Origin of the sequence: Fictibacillus enclensis (assembly GCF_001457035.1) — a bacterium.
GTDB classification, from domain to species: domain Bacteria; phylum Bacillota; class Bacilli; order Bacillales; family Fictibacillaceae; genus Fictibacillus_C; species Fictibacillus_C enclensis.
Map to the genome: position 1 here is coordinate 1255113 of NZ_KQ758617.1, position 17222 is coordinate 1272334.

At 39.4% G+C, this 17222-nt stretch carries 17 protein-coding genes and 2 pseudogenes; 15 read left to right on the forward strand and 4 right to left on the reverse strand.

Annotated elements, in window-relative coordinates; translation table 11 throughout:
- Position 1: 1 nt before the first annotated feature.
- Positions 2–121: pseudogene (locus tag AS030_RS24780) on the forward strand (hypothetical protein); the annotation flags it as partial.
- 790 nt (positions 122–911) lie between these two features.
- Here AS030_RS24780 and AS030_RS06580 read toward each other — a convergent pair.
- Entirely contained in the window at positions 912–2357 is a 1446-nt protein-coding gene (locus tag AS030_RS06580) for a DEAD/DEAH box helicase (RefSeq protein ID WP_061971593.1), read from the reverse strand.
- 193 nt (positions 2358–2550) lie between these two features.
- Between AS030_RS06580 and AS030_RS06585 the strand changes: the two genes are divergently transcribed.
- Together AS030_RS06585 and AS030_RS06590 are read left to right on the forward strand one after the other, a co-directional pair.
- Entirely contained in the window at positions 2551–3123 is a 573-nt protein-coding gene (locus tag AS030_RS06585) for a GAF domain-containing protein (RefSeq protein ID WP_240482217.1), read from the forward strand.
- A 1041-nt stretch (positions 3124–4164) separates the two neighbouring features.
- Positions 4165–4677 (forward strand): SRPBCC family protein, encoded by a 513-nt coding sequence (locus AS030_RS06590; RefSeq protein WP_061969693.1) that lies wholly within the window; start codon positions 4165–4167, stop codon positions 4675–4677.
- Positions 4678–5007: 330 nt separating this feature from the next.
- Here AS030_RS06590 and AS030_RS24785 read toward each other — a convergent pair whose 3' ends face one another.
- Positions 5008–5202: a hypothetical protein gene (locus AS030_RS24785; RefSeq protein ID WP_420889635.1), complete on the reverse strand. Its 195-nt coding sequence runs from the start codon at positions 5200–5202 to the stop codon at positions 5008–5010.
- A gap of 72 nt (positions 5203–5274) precedes the next feature.
- On the opposite strand from AS030_RS24785, the gene AS030_RS06595 reads away from it, so the two are divergent.
- From AS030_RS06595 to AS030_RS24905, 5 genes are all read left to right on the forward strand, one after another.
- Complete coding sequence (locus AS030_RS06595; RefSeq protein WP_061969695.1) at positions 5275–5850, forward strand: dihydrofolate reductase family protein; 576 nt, start codon at positions 5275–5277, stop codon at positions 5848–5850.
- Positions 5851–6253: 403 nt separating this feature from the next.
- Complete coding sequence (locus AS030_RS06600; RefSeq protein WP_061969698.1) at positions 6254–7702, forward strand: sensor histidine kinase; 1449 nt, start codon at positions 6254–6256, stop codon at positions 7700–7702.
- Positions 7699–8385 carry a response regulator transcription factor gene (locus tag AS030_RS06605; protein WP_061969701.1) on the forward strand — a complete coding sequence of 229 codons (687 nt, stop codon included), beginning with the start codon at positions 7699–7701 and terminating at the stop codon, positions 8383–8385. Before AS030_RS06600 ends, AS030_RS06605 begins: the two co-directional genes overlap by 4 nt.
- A gap of 263 nt (positions 8386–8648) precedes the next feature.
- Positions 8649–9029 carry a hypothetical protein gene (locus AS030_RS06610; RefSeq protein WP_240482219.1) on the forward strand — a complete coding sequence of 127 codons (381 nt, stop codon included), beginning with the start codon at positions 8649–8651 and terminating at the stop codon, positions 9027–9029.
- Positions 9030–9171: 142 nt separating this feature from the next.
- On the forward strand, positions 9172–9276 hold the full coding sequence (locus tag AS030_RS24905) for an SHOCT domain-containing protein (RefSeq protein ID WP_478210302.1): 105 nt from the start codon (positions 9172–9174) through the stop codon (positions 9274–9276).
- Between the two features lie 204 nt (positions 9277–9480).
- Here the strand turns inward: AS030_RS24905 and AS030_RS24225 are convergent, their stop codons facing one another.
- Positions 9481–9813, reverse strand: a complete 333-nt coding sequence (locus AS030_RS24225) for a hypothetical protein (RefSeq protein WP_074440525.1) — start codon at positions 9811–9813, stop codon at positions 9481–9483.
- Between the two features lie 552 nt (positions 9814–10365).
- Here AS030_RS24225 and AS030_RS24530 point away from each other — a divergent pair.
- From AS030_RS24530 to AS030_RS23505, 4 genes are all read left to right on the forward strand, one after another.
- Positions 10366–10500: a hypothetical protein gene (locus AS030_RS24530; RefSeq protein WP_276203853.1), complete on the forward strand. Its 135-nt coding sequence runs from the start codon at positions 10366–10368 to the stop codon at positions 10498–10500.
- A gap of 255 nt (positions 10501–10755) precedes the next feature.
- On the forward strand, positions 10756–11145 hold the full coding sequence (locus AS030_RS06625; protein WP_061969709.1) for a VOC family protein: 390 nt from the start codon (positions 10756–10758) through the stop codon (positions 11143–11145).
- 208 nt (positions 11146–11353) lie between these two features.
- The gene (locus AS030_RS06630; RefSeq protein ID WP_061969712.1) at positions 11354–11848 is read left to right on the forward strand and encodes a hypothetical protein; all 495 of its coding nucleotides are present in this window, start codon (positions 11354–11356) and stop codon (positions 11846–11848) included.
- 699 nt (positions 11849–12547) lie between these two features.
- Positions 12548–12757 carry a hypothetical protein gene (locus AS030_RS23505; protein ID WP_141687032.1) on the forward strand — a complete coding sequence of 70 codons (210 nt, stop codon included), beginning with the start codon at positions 12548–12550 and terminating at the stop codon, positions 12755–12757.
- Positions 12758–14369: 1612 nt separating this feature from the next.
- On the opposite strand, the gene AS030_RS06650 is transcribed toward AS030_RS23505, so the two are convergent.
- On the reverse strand, positions 14370–15410 hold the full coding sequence (locus AS030_RS06650; protein ID WP_082635716.1) for a zinc-binding alcohol dehydrogenase family protein: 1041 nt from the start codon (positions 15408–15410) through the stop codon (positions 14370–14372).
- A 156-nt stretch (positions 15411–15566) separates the two neighbouring features.
- On the opposite strand from AS030_RS06650, the pseudogene AS030_RS06655 reads away from it, so the two are divergent.
- The 3 genes and pseudogenes from AS030_RS06655 (at position 15567) to AS030_RS06665 (ending at position 16797) form a co-directional block, all read left to right on the forward strand.
- Positions 15567–15940 (forward strand): annotated as a pseudogene (locus AS030_RS06655) (GNAT family N-acetyltransferase).
- Between the two features lie 124 nt (positions 15941–16064).
- Positions 16065–16343 carry an ArsR/SmtB family transcription factor gene (locus AS030_RS06660; RefSeq protein WP_061969724.1) on the forward strand — a complete coding sequence of 93 codons (279 nt, stop codon included), beginning with the start codon at positions 16065–16067 and terminating at the stop codon, positions 16341–16343.
- A gap of 70 nt (positions 16344–16413) precedes the next feature.
- The gene (locus tag AS030_RS06665) at positions 16414–16797 is read left to right on the forward strand and encodes a VOC family protein (RefSeq protein WP_061971595.1); all 384 of its coding nucleotides are present in this window, start codon (positions 16414–16416) and stop codon (positions 16795–16797) included.
- Positions 16798–17222: the final 425 nt, after the last annotated feature.

Below are 17222 nucleotides of genomic sequence, written 5' to 3' on the forward strand. Positions count from 1 at the left end.
CCAAAATCCAGCTCATGGAAGTGAATGGCTAAGCGTTTTTACCAACCAAGAACGTGTAATTTGGACTAATAGGTTAGCCAACTTGGTATTAATCAGACAAAAGAAAAAATTCAAGTCTTAGTAACCTCGACTTTGAAGATTGGAAAGATACCTAAAAAGCAGAATCGACATTTTCACTGGAAGCAAAATATTTATTCATCAACATTCAGAATGGAATGCACAAATCTTAGAAAGCCGTCAGCAAGAAATGATTCGTTCTTTAATAATACAACCATAAAGGAAAATGTGGGGACTATTGGGGATATACTGGGGACACAAAATAACAAACTGTCCCGAGTGTGTCCAATCATAACCGAAACTCAAATAAACATATCCTAATAATTCAAGGTTTACAGATCCAATTTGTTACAATCAAAAGTTGAATTTCATCTTGACAGAGTAGGGAGTTTCATATTAAAATCCGATAAAATTGAACTAGAATATTGGACCAAAATCTCGACCAAAATAAGACCAAAATAATTTTAAAAGATTAGAAATATCTTGAAAAGCAATAAATTAAAAAAGCTGATATAACAGCATTTTAGACATATTTTGAAAAGAAAAAAAGGGGAGGAACCTTCAATTCAATGGTAAACCCACCTTATATCGCAGCTTGGACCTCCTTATTAGACATTATCTAACGCAACTCACGAAAAGACTTCAGAAGAGCATTGAATGTGGTGATGGCCCTTTTGTTGGTGTATAGTGCGGTTTCGGTGGTTGTGGAATAAGATATCAATGATTTAAACGATCGTTTAAAGAGGCTGGTCCTTAGGTCAGGTCTCTTTCTTCATATAATCTGGATCAATAGAAAAAAAGAGCACTGGCTGAGAAAAATGCAGCCGTGCTCTTTTACTTATCAGAAGGATTATTTACTTTTTCGCCTTGCTGACTTTCAGTTTCTTGCCTTTAACTGTGGTATTTTCCATGGCTTGCAGGACAAGTGAGCCTTTTCCGTTAAGAATATCAACATAGGACCAATTCTCCTGGATGGTGATAATGCCGATATCATCTGCTGAGACTCCAGGGATTTTTGCGATGGTTCCAACGAAATCGACCGCTCGGATCTTCTTATTTTTTCCGCCGCTGAATTGGAGTTTCGTAATATCCTGGTTGATTCGGGCCGTTTTATTATTTCTCACGACTCGGCGCCCGCTGAGCTTTTCTTCAAAAGCCCGCTGCATTTTAGCCACTTCTTGTTTTGTCGGTGCTTCCGCTTCATCGATCTCAAAGCTGATGTATCTTTCGATGGCTCTAAGATATTTTCCTTCATAAGGCAATGCAAACGTAATGGCTCTTCCTTTTTTGCCGGCCCGGCCAGTTCTTCCTGTACGGTGGACATAGCTCTCTTTTTCCATAGGAACGTCATAGTTGATAACGAGGGTTACATTATCAATATCAATTCCTCTCGCAGCCACATCCGTGGCGACAAGGTAACGGAAATTCCCGATCTTGAATCCGTCCATCACTGCGAATCGATCTTCTTGTTCCAACCCTCCATGAAGCTTTTCAACAGAATACTGAGAGGCTTCGAGCTCAGCAAACACGGTATCGACGTGCTCTTTCGTATTGCAGAAAATGATGCAGCTGTCTGGGTTTTCAACGACCGTCACGTCTTTCAGGAGAGCAAGCTTCACCTCTTCCTGAACGTTGATTAAAGAATGCTTGATCGTATCTGTCGTCATCCCGGCAGAAGCTATTTCGATTTTTGCTGGATCCTTCATATATTGATGGCAGAGATTTTCAATATCTTTTGGCAATGTCGCAGAAAAGACCATGGTTACTCTGTTTGATGGAAGTTGTTTAATAATCTTTTTGACTTCATCAATAAAGCCCATGTTCAGCATTTCATCTGCTTCATCAATGATCAGGTACTTGATTTGGTCTAAGACGAGGGTTTCACGTCCGATATGGTCCATGACGCGTCCCGGTGTACCGACGACAACATGCGTTTTTTGTTTCAATTCTTCTTTTTGTTTCGCAAAAGGCTCTTTACCATATACAGCAACAGCTTTAATCCGCTTGAACCTTCCAATGTTGGTAAGGTCTTCACGAACTTGAACAGCGAGCTCGCGCGTGGGAGTAAGGATCAATGCTTGTGGCCGTTTTTCTTCCCATTCCAGCATTTCGCATACCGGAATACCAAAGGCTGCTGTTTTTCCGCTGCCTGTTTGGGATTTTACGACGAGATCTTGCTTTTCCAGAGCTAATGGTATGACTTCAGTCTGAACCTCAGTCGGAGTTTCATATTTCAACACTGTAAGTGCTCGTTTTATTTCATCGCTTATACGATAATCGTTAAAACTTCTATTATTCATGTAGGAACCTCGATTTTTTATATTATCCAGATTCAGCATAACCTGAATAGTGCTCATTATACTTGAAATGATGGACAATCGGGTTTAATTTTAAACGATTTTTTAAAGGAACCCTTCCGTATGATCGTAGGTGATAGGTAAACAATCATATAATGAGGGTAAGGTCAAGCTGTTTTGAGGTAATGTAGTGGCAATGAACAGTAAGAAAACCATCCCCGTTTTTTATTCATTGAGGTCTCTTTCTTCAAAATTGTTTGCATTAATTAGTGACCAGCTAAATGTGAACACAGCGTATGTTACCAGAAGAGGGGAAACAGCGATGCCTGTTCTCAGTTCTTTTAACAAAGAAGAAGAGATTATACCCGAAGGATACAGTGTGGAATATGGAGGCACATACTGCCGTTTAATCATCATGAACGAAGGCGATGTGATGCATACTTCCAACTTGATGACTCAAGCCGTAACAAAAGAGTTAGAAGTAACCGGCCAATTAAATATTAAAGGATTTCTTGGGGTAACATTAAAAGATTTGAAAGGGAATGTCTTTGGAACGTTATGTGTGATAGACAGAGAGGAAAGGAAGTTTTCAGAAGCGGATGTTGCCTATTTAAAGTCCATGGCCGACATTTTGTCTTATGTGATCGAGCTCGATGAGACAAAGTATAATATGAGCTTTTTGAGCGTACCGATTATTCCTATCAAGAACGGTATATCGATTCTTACTTTACAAGGGATTGTAGATGAAGACCGGCCTCGAGTCTCATAAAGCATAAGTATAGTTATTCTCGATAATTACCTTTCTTGAACAATCAATAAGGTAGAATGATTGACCAAAATCTCGACCAAAAAATGACCAAATTTATTTAAAAAGATAAGATATATTTTGAAATCCCAAAAAAGTAATCTGCTGATATTACAGCATTTTAAGCCATATTTGAAAAAGAAAAAAAGGGTGAGATATTTTCCGTACACAAGTTCACCCTTGGGAACGCGAACAATACATGAGCATGTATTAAAACCCAAACCCCTTGACACCCATGGTGTTAAGGGGTTTTTGTTTGTTGTTTTGGTAGTCAGTTTTATTAGTCAAAATGCTCATTGGCCACATTTTGACCACCAAAATTTAATGGATTTAATTTTTTAACAAGCCCAAACATAATTCACTTTAGGAATGCAAACAGATGTGCTAAGAGAATAAGTCAAGCAAGAGATCAATTTTTTGGTCTCTTATTTTTACTACCTTATTAAACAATCGGGCCAGTTTGAGTAAGGTGTTAGTCACCGAATAAAATACTTGTCTCATAATATGGAAGTGACAGGTAACTTAAAAAGTCTTTTCTTGAGATGCGTTAGATAATGATTATTAAAACCGTTTTTAAGCTAACCGCGGCGATTGTTCAATAAGAGCAATCGCTTTTCTTGTTCCGCTAACGGGGCAGGATAGTTGAACAAGAAAGACGAATATTATTATCTGAAAATGCACTTTTAAGGTGGTAATTTTGTGAAAATATATATTCTTGTAAAAGAAATGATTGATGAATGGAACCCAATAGGCTTGCTTAGTTTGGGATGTCCAGATAATGCTGTACATTAAGTCAGTTAGTAATCCAGATTTAGGAGGAGATCAATTTATAAGAAAAATTATTGTGCTTGAACATGTATCTCTTGATGGTTTCATACAAGCCCCAGGCGGGCCAGACGAAGATATCACCCGATGACGATCTCCTGGCCGATCTTCTGGTTCAGGCTTCAAGCACTCTGTAGCAAAGTAGGGGAATAGTTCCCTTCAAAACACAGGAGGATTTTCATGGATAACAATCTGAATCGATCGTTCGAAATTGCAATTACGCGTGTATTCGATGCCCGTCGCGAACTCGTATTTAAAGCATGGACAGAGCTCGGGCATTTCGCGAAATGGTGGGGACCAAAGGGGGTCACCCTCGAAATCATTAAAATGAACGCTCGATCAGGTGGCGAGTTTTTAGGTATTCAGACGTCTCCTGACGGAAATCAGGTTATGTGGGGAAAATTGGCATACCAGGAGGTTGTCGAACCTGAGAGAGTGACTTATATCCGATCCTTTTCCGATGAGCAAGGCAATACGGTCCGAGCGCCTTTTAGCGTGAGCTGGCCTCTTGAAATTATGAATATCGTAACACTAGAAGATGACGAAGGTAAAACTGTTTTAAAACTGAAAAGTTGCCCTGTGAACGCTTCAGCTGAGGAACAAGAAACCTACAAAGGTATGGCTCCAAAGCTTCAACAAGATCTTGAGGGTACTTTCGATAAACTTGCCGACTATCTTGTCTCCCTGAATTAGATACTATAAAACTCAATTTTTAGAGAACATTACAAATCAAGATTTACTTTCAAATAGAGAAGAAGCATTTGCCGATACTAATGCCGAACAGTATAACTATTTAAATCAAAAATTATTACTTGCTTTATTTATCTAAAGGGTGGTTATATTCAAGATTAGCTTCTGAATCAGGCAGCTTTTTCTTAATTAACAAACGGGCAGGATTATGGAATAACGGACACTGGATATCTCTGTTAATTAAAAAAATTTAAGGTAGAATAGATCTAATATTAAGACATTAGGGTCAGTGGGGTGTGGGTATGATGGAAGGGTTATTTTGGACGAGACAATTTATGGGTCTGTAGATGTTTTAACAATGTTGGATTCTTTGTTGCAAGACTTTCCAATCGTATATGTTGCTACGCCTAAGTCTCCACTTTGTAGAAAACAGGTGATTGCAAAGAAGCCATTCGGTTTTAAAGCTTTCTTGATTAGACCTATGTAGTTCATTCTACGGTGAGGAGCAATATGGTGAAAGCATCCCAAATCATAAACAACGTCATATGCACCCTCTTCAATATCTAATTCAAAAATATTATGAACAAAGGAGAACTGAAAATGAGAAAGCTCGTTCTATTTCTGCACGCATCGCTTGACGGTTTTGTAGAAGGGCCGAACGGTGAAATGGACATTGGCTGGGTTTCCTACGATGCTGAATTGGAGAAACACGCGAAAGAAATTCTGAGTACTGCCGACACTGTTATTTGGGGACGTGGGACTTATCAGATGATGTACAATTACTGGCCATCTGTGTCTTCGAACCCATCAGCTTCCCAGCATGAACGGGATCATGCCGAGTGGATCGAAAAGACATCCAAAATCGTTTTTTCCACGACGCTGGAGAAAGTCGAATGGAACAATTCCAGACTGGTGAAAGAAGATGTCGAGAAAGAGATCAATAACCTCAAAGAACAGCCAGGCAAGGATATGGTCATCCTCGGAAGTCCTAGGTTCGCACACTACCTTATGCAGCTTGATTTAATAGATGAGTATAAAATTACGGTTTCACCCGTCCTGATTGGCAGCGGGTTGCCGTTATTCCAAGGTCTCAAGGAGAAGATCAATCTTAAACTTATCGAAAACAAGACATTTGATTCTGGAGCCATAGGCCTCGTTTACCAGACGGTTAGATGAACTTGTCTCCTAAAGTAGATTACGCTAACCGGATTACGTTAGCACAATAAAAGCAGCGGCAGTCTAGGTCTTTCGAGTTCCTGGTCCGTCACTGCTTTTTTTACGAGACAGTCTAATTCAGTTTGTCGGGTGATCGAAAGAAAGAGTCATTAGTTCTCGAATTCTTCGCTCATCAATCGTGGGCTGGATAGAAAAATTAAACTCATCGATTGTTTTTCTAAACGGCAGCCTCGACAGTTTAAGGGGACAGTTGCTAGGTACAAGTAGGAGAACTAAGTCTAACCGAAACCGCATTTTTTTCAGGTGTTATACATTTATTTCATTCGAGTTTAGAAAAATTTTAGATTTGAAGGATATACTTAAATGGACATTTTTAATCATTAGGGAACAGGAAGGAAGTATTATGTCTATTCGAGTACGTTTGCTTTTATCCAATCTTGCCATGATCATAATGCCCGTCATTTTGTTCGTTCTGGCTGCTTTTTTGCTCTTCTCGTTCGTCTTTGTCGACCACGAGGATCACCGCTCCATTTTTGGCTCGTTGGGTTCGACGGAAGGTGCCCGGCCGGCGGACAAGCAAGTCATGGAATTAAAGAAGACAGCAGCCTTAGCACCGGAAAAACTATTGAACGTCCGGTATTTAATCCGGGCAGATAAGGAATTAAATGGACAGGGTGCAGCTTTAGTCGTAAGAAGAGGGGACAAAGTCATTTACCGTCCCGTAAAAGACAAATCCTTGGAAATCAAGGATCTTCCACCTTTTGGATTCGAGGGATCGAACCGCCCGGTCTCGCGATTGGGCAATAAGCTTTATTCCATGCAAAAGTATGATTTTTACTTCTCAAATGGATCAACAGGGACGTTGTTTTTTATTCGAGATGCTGATTTTGTAAAACGGATCTTCCCCCTTCTTTTTGGTAGTTTCCTGTTCATCATGCTCATTACAAATGGGCTGCTCACCTATTTTGTATCCAAAAGCATCCTATATCCTGTGAACGAACTAAGGGCAGGGGCCAGGAAGATCAGTGAGGGAAATCTGGACTTTCAATTAGTATCAAAAAGAAACGATGAACTTGGCCAGCTCTGCCAAGCATTTGAGACGATGAGAAAAAAGCTAAAAGCTTCAACGGAAATCCAGCTGCAGTACGAGGAAAACCGGAAAGAACTGATCTCCAACATATCCCATGATCTAAAAACGCCATTAACCGCCATTAAAGGATATGTGGAAGGTATCCGTGACGGCGTGGCAAATACCTCAGAAAAAATGGATCGGTATACACAGACGATTTACAAAAAGGCAAACGAACTCGACCATCTCATTGATGAACTGTTTTTGTATTCCAAACTGGATTTAAAAAAAGTTCCATTTCATTTTGAAAAAATGGAAACCAGCGGGTATATCAAGAATTATATCGAAGAATTAAGAATGGATGATACAGTTGGTCAGGTCAGGTTGTCCCTTACGATTAAGGAGGGAAAAGAATTCGAAGTGATTGCTGACCGGGATAAACTAAAACGGGTTTTTACCAATATTATAGAGAACAGCCTCAAATACATGGATAAAAAAGAAAAGTCAATTGATATCGTGTTATCCTCCAATGAAGAAACCGTGTTGGTTGAAGTGCATGACAACGGCCCTGGGATCAAGGAATCTTCTTTACCGCACCTCTTTGATCGTTTTTACCGGGCGGATCCATCCAGGAATACAACCGGGTCGGGACTGGGACTGGCTATTGTAAAACGGATCATCGAAGATCATGGCGGTGAAATATGGGCGGAAAGCCATGAGAATGAAGGGACCAGTATCTTTTTTACGCTGAAAAAAGCCGTGAATGAGGAGGCAAGCCCATGAAAAAGGTGTTAATTATTGAAGATGATGTGAGTATTGCTGAATTGGAGCGTGACTATCTGGAGATCAATGGGCTAACGGCCGAAATCGCTTTAACAGGGGATACAGGCCTACAAAAAGCATGTTCTGAACCGTTTGACCTCGTTCTCCTGGACCTAATGCTGCCACACATGGATGGATTTGAACTATGCAAAAAGCTGCGGCAGGAAAAAGATATCCCGATATTAATGGTATCCGCCAAAAAAGATGACATTGATAAAATACGGGGATTTGGGCTTGGGGCGGATGACTTTATTGTAAAACCGTTCAGTCCGGGCGAACTCGTGGCGAGAGTGAAGGCACACCTGGCAAGATATGATCGGTTGAGTAAACGGGAAAATCCGGCTGATGAGATCCATATTCGCGGCCTTCACATAAAGAAAGCTTCCCGTCAGGTGCTAATGAATGAGCGTGAAGTGATCTTTACGGCAAAAGAATTTGATCTGCTTTTCTTTCTGGCGGTGAATCCGAATCATGTGTTCAGCAAAGAACATCTTTTCGAAAGTATCTGGGGCCTTGATTCGATGGGTGACATTGCGACGGTTACGGTGCATATCCGGAAGCTCCGTGAAAAAATAGAGATTGATCCCTCCAATCCACAGTACATTGAGACAATCTGGGGGGCCGGCTATCGATTCAGAGGTTAAACCCGGTATAGTCCGGTTTTTTTTCGTTAGAATGCAACAGCAAGTTTATTGAAATTTAAGATTTTGTTTAGAAGAGGTTTAGAAATCATGGATACCATGAGGTGAAAGGGATTAGTGACGAAAAGGAGGTGTTTATGATGAAGCAGTTGACAGGCAGGGCAAAAAAATGACTGGTAATCCTCCATCTTTTATTTGCTGCTATTTTATTTGGAGTCACTGTATCCTTTCTTGTACTAAGTGTTACCGCAGCTGCTACGGATGACGTGACCATACTGAAGAGCTGTTATACGGTCATGTACATTCTTGCAGCTTCGTCAGTACGTGCATCAATGATCGGTGTAGTCGTAACGGGAATCTTTCTGTCGGTTTGGACGAAATGGGGGCTGTTCAAATTCCACTGGATCATCGTGAAGGAAGTCTTAACGATTCTTTCTATAGGGCTAGGAATCTTCGGGATGTACTACTGGACGCTCGATGCCTCTTCTATAACGGCAACGGAAGGTCTTCGTGCGCTGCATGATCAGGGGTTCCTTGTGAACCGGCTGCAGTTGTTCATAGGTATTATTTTTCAGATCCTTTCCCTTGGGACGATGTTCATCCTGTCAGTATTTAAACCATTGGGACGCCGGACTGGCAACAGTTAACCATGATCAAATAAAAGGAGGAAAGTGTATGGGCTGGGAACATCACGGATTTCCATTTCCATTCTTCGGGTTAATTTTTTTAAGTCTAGTAACCGTACTGATCATTTTTAAAATGATAGCATTTCGGAGGTGCCATTCCTATATGAACAGTCAAAACGACGCTTCCGTTATACTGAAACGCCGTCTTGCTTCAGGGGATATTAAAGAAGAGGAGTACAAGAAGCTTAAACAGCTAGTAGACAAATAAAAACTTAAAAGGGTTTTACTAATCGAGAAAGAAATAATAGGAGTAAAAAATACAAAAATGAGTAATGCGGGGCTGTCCGGAAAGTAGTTTTTAAGCTCAAATTGGAAAAAGTAAAACCCAAGGATGCTGTTGTATCAACATTCTTGGGTTTTTAGTTTGGGCAAATTTCATCCTAAAATGGACTTTTTAGACAGCCCCAATTAATTAAAAGCCGCCTTCTAAAGGATGAAAAGGAATTCGCAATCTTTCTTCCACTATGCGCAGGCGTTGGTTTAATCGGTTTAACTGGCGTGAATGGCGTTCAACAGTGTTTTCAAGTTGGTTAACTTCCCGATTAAGCTGGTCGACTCGGTTTTCCAGCTGATTAACCCGCCTTTCAAGCTGCCTTATTGGAGGCTGTCTATCTGGGTCATGTTGCTGATGGGGATAATAATCATTCGACTGTTGTGAATAAGGGTCGTATTGCTGTTGCTGGACGTATGGTTGATAAGCACCGTATTGCTGCTGGACATATGGTTGAGAACCGTATTGATAAATAAATAACCTCTCCTTTCAAAATTCTTAAAATAAACTCCCTTACTAAGATATGTATCCAAAATCGGAGTGGACATATATAAATACCTATTTTAAAAAAGAAGGAGGAGTCCAGTTGTCATTAATCTCTAATATCATAGTAAATCCTTTTTAGTCAGCCTCTTTATTTTTGTCTATGGTTTAAGGGTTTATTACTACAACGCTAAATAAAGGAGAAGAGTTGCACCTCGACGAAAACAAGAATTGTAATAATTTCATTTTTATCTAGAAAATTATGACGTAGAACGTGCAATTGGGACTGAGCCTCTATTTTATCCTTAGGTATATAAACAAACTTAACTGGGTTGGGCACTGCGACGAAAAATGTGTTCAAAAGCAAAGGTGATAAAATAAGATCCAAAATGAAGGGAATTGGATTTGACCAATCAAAGGCTGAACAACTAGAAGAAGTACTAATAAAGTAATAAAATTTACTTCAGTAAGGTATATTATATTTGTTGAATAGATTCTCTTTAAAGATAAGAAAAGTAGGTGAACAAAGTGGGGAAATATCAATTGGATTACAAAAGTCAGGTAGCTGTGACAAAGTTTCATGAAAAACAGACGCCTGCCAAATTTGATAAAAAGAAGCACCTTGAAAAAATACGTGCGGAGTATTTGAAAAAGAAGCAAAAACAAACCGATAAATAAAAGGAATGAAAACATAGGAAGATTAAATTCTCCCTATGTTTTCTTATTCGAAGTTTTTTTCAATATCTTCTGCAATCGGGTGCATTTCTTCAAGAAGGAGATCTGCGCTTTTTTATTGAATCTATTGAACAAATTTGTGGAAAGAGGTTCCTATATTATAAAATGGCCAACTAATTAAATGAAAAAGGATTTTTCAAGAAACATTGAACCAATGATTAACGGCTCACGTTCAACTTGTAAAGGAGGTATATCAAAGTGTCGATTTTTCGTAATCCTCAAGTTGTTCTGTTCAGTTCGGATGTAGTTAGAGCAGCTGCGTTCTATCAGGGTCTGGGTTTTACCGAGATTTTTCGAGTACCAAATGATGGCGAACCGATGATTCATATTGATTTGGTTCTCGATGGCTACCGAATCGGCATCGCATCTGTTTCCTCTACGCGCGATGATCACGGCCTCGACCCCTTGTCACATGGGCAGCGTGCTGCAGTGATTTTGTGGACCGATGACACTGACGCCGCTTTTAAAACCATCATCTCGAAGGGTGCCAAAGTCCTCGTTTCACCGTACGAATGGCTCGGCCGACTACTCATTGCTTGGGTAGCAGATCCGGACGGGAATCCAATTCAGATTGTGCAAAATCTCTGACGATGCACTGTCGTTTCTGGTAACAAAATTAAGGAGGTACACCATGCACGGATCCTCTTCAAGTGAATTTATATTCTCAGCAATCGGAGGCAATTCTAAGGTATTGGATTTCGCTCGTTTTCCGTTATCGGGTGCTTTAACATTATGAGATCCGCAAATTTTAGTTACTTTTTGAAGTTTAAAATGATAGTAAGAGATGAGGGATAAAATGCTCAATCCTCTGGAAGCATCAGTAAAGAAACTAATAAAAGAAGCATTTGAAGGGCCACCCATACCGATAAAAGAAAGTTGGTTTACCAATACTGAACCGAATTCAGGAATTTTTGGTGCCTTAAATGGAGTTAGTGCTGAAGAAGCTTCAATTTCTGTTTACGATGTTACTTTAGCAGCACATGTAGACCACCTCCGATATCACATGTGGGGAACTAATGAGTTATTAACAACTGGCACCTATCCTAAAATGAATTGGGGAAAAAGTTGGGAAATTAATGTAGTAAATGAACTGCAATGGAATCGAATTCAACAAGAATTACGAGATGAATATTTTAGGATCGTGGAAGCATTTGAATTTATTAGTTGGAACGAATATCTTGCAAATGAGATTATAGGTTCTTTGGCTCATTCAACATATCATCTTGGAGCAATTCGACAAATATTAAAAGTGATTAAGCGGAGAGAAACAAGTCATAATAGAACAAATTAAAATAAGCTTAAATATATTTTATAGTCTTCCACAATCGAGTGCATGTCTTTAAAAAGGAGAAATGCTCTTTTTTATGGAACTTATTAAAAAAACGTAGCAGGATTGTAGAATAAGGATTATTTGAATTGAATTTTTAGGTGGAGAAAGAGTTTTATGAAATTTTTCATTAGTGGTGAAACAGAAAAACAGTAGATAATTGTTTTAGGGGGCCAGGATAGAGATCCTCTCTTTTTAACATTTTATGTACAAAAACATTATTCTTTTAGAAGTTCGAAAAGTCTACCTCCGAAGAGATAGACTTTTACTAACACTCAGCTTTAAAACCATTGGTTCTGTTGTTGAATCTTTCTTTTCCAACAACTTGAAGATGAGCTTGAAGATGAGCTTGAAGATGAGCTTGAGCTTGAAGATGAACGTAGGCGTCTACATTTACATTTGATTTTGAATTTAGATCTATTTCTCTTTTTATGAGAAGATGACATTATTTTTCACCTCCTCGCATATCAATTTGAGAATAAGAGAGCATCTCTTAATCTCTCAATATAGTATGTGGAAATTTAGTAAATTGTGAAAATAAACCGTAAAAATGTGCGATTAGACAGTTAGTGTTCATTTAAAATTCAGTTGTGTTTTAATTCCATTTTAAGTTATGGAGTAGCATTAGATATTTTCAATGGAGTAAAAGTTGATTGGAAGAAATTGAGTAAAAGTATTAGAGAACACAAAGGGAATTCTTCAGAAGTAATTGACAAAAAAACATGTATTGGAAGAATTATGATGGCACTCTGCCAAAAGAAATATAATGGATTGCTTAATATACAGAAATATGGCTTTGACTTATATAAGTATGAGGATGTTGGCTTAGATAAAATAGTTTCTGATATGGAAAAAAATGATAATGATGAATAGAGAGGCTATTACAGCTCTCTCCAGTAGATATCAATGATTGGTTCTAGGTTAGTTTCTGCTGTTTTAGTAAATACAATCTTATCAATGATTAGTTTTAATGTTGCATTTTGCTCTTGCAGAGGCTTTTCATCAAAACAGTCAATTAACTCTAATATCTTTTCAAGTTTAGAACTTTGAGAAGAAATGTCCAATTGCTTCAGTTTACTCTCAAAGTGCCGATTTTTCGTAATCCTCAAGGTGTTCTGTTCAGTTCGGATGTAGTTAGAGCAGCTGCGTTTATAGTCTTCCACAATCGAGTGCATTTCTTTATCTTTTTTATGGAACTTATCCGTACCAGGATTGTTGAATAAGGATTATTTGAATTGAATTTTTAGGTGGAGAAAGAGTTTTATGACATTTTTCATTAGTGGTGAAACAGAAAAACAGTAGATAATTGTTTTAGGAGGTCCAGGATAGATATCCTGTCTTTTTAACATTTTATGTACAAAAACATCATTCTTTTAGAAGTTCGAAAAGTCTACCTCCGAAGAGATAGACTTTTACTAACACTCAGCTTTTAAACCATTAGTTATGATGTTGACAACGACACTTTTTCTTTCTTTTACAAATGAAACTTGAAGATGAGCTTGAAGATGAACGTAGGCGTCTACATTTACATTTACATTTGATTTTGCAATTACACCTATTTCTCTTTTTATGAGAAGATGACATTATTTTTCACCTCCTCGCATATCAATTTGAGAATAAGAGAGCATCTCTTAATCTCTCAATATAGTATGTAGAAATTTAGTAGATTGTGAAAATTAACCGTAAAAATGTGCGAATAGACAGTTAGTGTTCATTTAAAATTCAGTTGTGTTTTAACTCCATTTTAAGTTATGGAGTAGCTTGCAAAAAGGATTCAAAATGTTTTACAGTGTTCGTATAATGCCTATTTTGAAGTTATGGGGGGAATGATTTGCCTTAGCTTGATGGGCATGTGGTGGTACATAAGAATGAACCTGTATTAAGCAATTGATACGGGGGATAGGGAGCTTTTTAACTGATGGAAATGTAATAAGGTTGAGTTACTATTTTCATAATAAACAGTGCCCTGAACTCAGATAAAAGTAACGGAGTCAGGGCGTTTGATCTTTTATTTAAGAACTGTGAGTTTTTGTGTCAGACTATATAATTATTATTTCAAGTTTATTTGCAAGTTGATATGCTTTCTTCAATCATTCATCTTTGAACCCTTAGGCTGGTGAGAGTGGATTGGATTCCCCCGTAAAAGGAAGAAAAAACTGGCCGTTTTTGTTTAAGGAAGTGGGAGAACCGAAAAAGGCGTTTTGGACAGTCATATTCTCCATCGAAAGCCCCGTTGAAACCGATATTGTCGGACAGGGTTCAAACCCCTCAACTCCCAAAATCCCTTGCCCAATTTATGGAACCCTTTCAAGAGTACTTAAAAATTTCGCTTCAAACATGATATGAAGAACCGTATCATAAATATTTACAAGTTTTCTTATTGCAAAATTGAAGCCGACTACAAACAGCAGTCGGCTCTAACTTATTCTTCTTGCGGATAAACTGGGCAAGGGAATACTATTGTGTTCTTTCCAAGAACAGGTGTTTAAACAAAATTCTCTAGCACAACCTTGCCAATCGTCCTATTGCTCTCCAATAGCTTGTGGGCTTGGCGAAGATGCTCTGCTGAGATCGGTCCAAGTACTTCGGCGAGCGTTGTCTTCAATTTTTGATGATCCACAGCATCAGCTATCTGATTGAGCAGTAAGTGTTGCTCGATCATATCATCCGTTTCATAAAGCGAGCGCGTAAACATAAACTCCCACACGAAGGTGGCGCTTTTTTGCTTAAGCAATTTGAGGTTGAGCGGAGAGGTAGGATCATCAATTGCGCAAACGACTCCTTGGGGAGAAACGGCTTCGCTGATGCCTGCCCAGTGTTTTTCCAAAGCATTCAGGCAGAAAATATACGGAACGCTTGAAAACCCAATTGCTTCAAGCTGCGGAAGGAGCGGTTCATGGTGATTAATGGTATAGTCGGCGCCCATGGATTTAACCCAATCAACGGTTTCTGGGCGAGAAGCAGTCCCGATTACAATGAGCCCCGCTTGTTTTGCAAGCTGGATGGCAATGGAACCTACACCCCCAGCTGCCCCGATGATCAGCAGGGATTTTCCTTCGTTGGCGCCCGAATTTTGAGAAATCGACATTCGGGTGAATAATGCTTCCCAAGCTGTGATAGAGGTTAAAGGAAGAGCTGCCGCTTCCGCGAAATTCAAGGAAGTTGGCTTGCGCCCTACAATCCGTTCATCAACCAGATGGTATTCACTGTTTCCGCCTTGTCGTGCAATGCTGCCCGCATAAAAAACTTCATCCCCCGGACGGAACAACGAACAGTTCGGTCCCGCCTCTTCAACAATTCCTGCAACATCCCAACCTAAAATTTTAGGAACTTCTTCAACTCTGTCTTTAGGTGCACGTACCTTAGTGTCAACCGGATTGACCGATATGGCGAAAACTTTGACCAAAATGTCACGACCCGTTGCTCTTGGTTTCTCCACAACTACATCTACTAAGCTTTCTGGATTTTCAATTGGAAGGTATCGGGTTAGTCCTACCGCCTTCATTGTAGCCATCATGATCCACATCCTTTCCTTACTAGTATACCCATTGTAAGGTAACGATTAAAATACTGTTAGCCGTTACAAACAGCGCGGGGAACCATTCGGAGAAGAGGGAATATCACATGCTTATTTCTAACCATTTAATATGGTAGTACTTAATTGCGCACCTCGAAATGATTCATTATCCTCACTCAGGACGGAAATCTTGTCGTGCAACAAAACTGCCCCTATCTCGAAGTAGACGGCAAAGATTTGTCTTCCTACCATTTCTATAAAAAAGTGAATGGCGAGATTGCGGCCTATTTGCGGATTCTGCCTGCAGGTGTATCCTACAAAGAAGTTTCACTGGGGCGTGTAATTGTTAAAAAGGAGTACAGGGGACAGGGACTTGCCCAGGAACTTCTGAGAAGAGGTATTGAGTTTACACTTAACGAACTTAAGGAAAACACGAGGGACAGCACTACCTGGAGAAGTTTTATGGATCATTCGGCTTCCAGACAATATCTGATGTGTATATGGAAGACGGCATTCCGCATGTGGATATGCTGCTGTAGAAAACCGAAACTCTATAAGAAGATGTGAACTGTTCCCTTCAAGGAGCGGTCATTTTTGCAACTTTAAGCAACTTTGTGGTTGCCTGTATTGACAAGCAACCATAGAGTTGCTTATGATTGATATATGAATTGGGACAAAGACGCTATATTCAAAGCCCTTGGTGATTCGACCCGGCGGCTTATTTTAGACGAACTATCCGAACGCAATGAGATGACGTTGTATGAACTTTCAGCACGTCTTATTATGAAGCACGAACTTTCCATTTCACGACAAGCGATAGCGAAACATCTTTCGGCATTGGAAGCTGCCGGGCTCGTAATATCTAAAAGAAAAGGAAAATACCGAGTCATTATATTCAACAACGAACCACTGAAAAATTTGTTGAAAGGATGGATAGAGTAGTTTTTTAAGGCTTTTCTGGTTGAAAAATAAAGGACCATACATCACAAATATCAAAGGAGGCAAAACTATGATGAAAATCATTGTTAACAGCATCTTCGTTCAAGATCAAGACAAGGCATTGGAGTTTTATACAGAAACGCTGGGCTTTGTAAAAAAGCACGACATTCCCATAGGAGAATTTCGATGGATTGCGCTTGTTTCCTCTGATGAACAAGACGGTACCGAGCTTTTACTCGAACCAAATGAACACCCTGCCGCCAAAGAGTATCAACAGAAAATATTTGCCGAGGGAATACCAGCCACCATGTTTGGCGTTGCAGATATTAACAAAGAGTACGAGCGATTGCTGGAAAAAGGCGTGAAGTTTACCATCGAGCCGACAAAAATGGGTGAAGTCACACTAGCTGTCTTCGACGACACTTGCGGCAACTATATTCAGATCGTGCAGCAGTAGATTAACAAAATAACCTGAAGATGCGTTGTCGGCGTTGTCTGACAAATTGACACCCGAAGAAATTAAGAGTTTAGAAGAACTTTATGTCCCGCATCCACTGGTATAAAACAGAACGGCCAACAATTATTCAACTAAAACCAAACAAACCGATCACCCCTGAACGGAATCGGTTTGTTTTTCGTTACTTACAAATTTTTTCTGTATTACGCAGAGCTCTACATCTTGATCATTCAGCCTTTTCTTACCGGTAAGATGGTTTAGTATTTCTGCATCTGTGATTTCTTTTGTATTCTTTGTAACGAATTTCCTTCGTATAATGTCTGTCACCTTATGCTCATAAAATCAAAACCAGCCAAATAATAGCAAATGGGTGTGTACAACCTATGCTGATTAAAGAAAGATGAATAGTATGAATCAATTGAAGT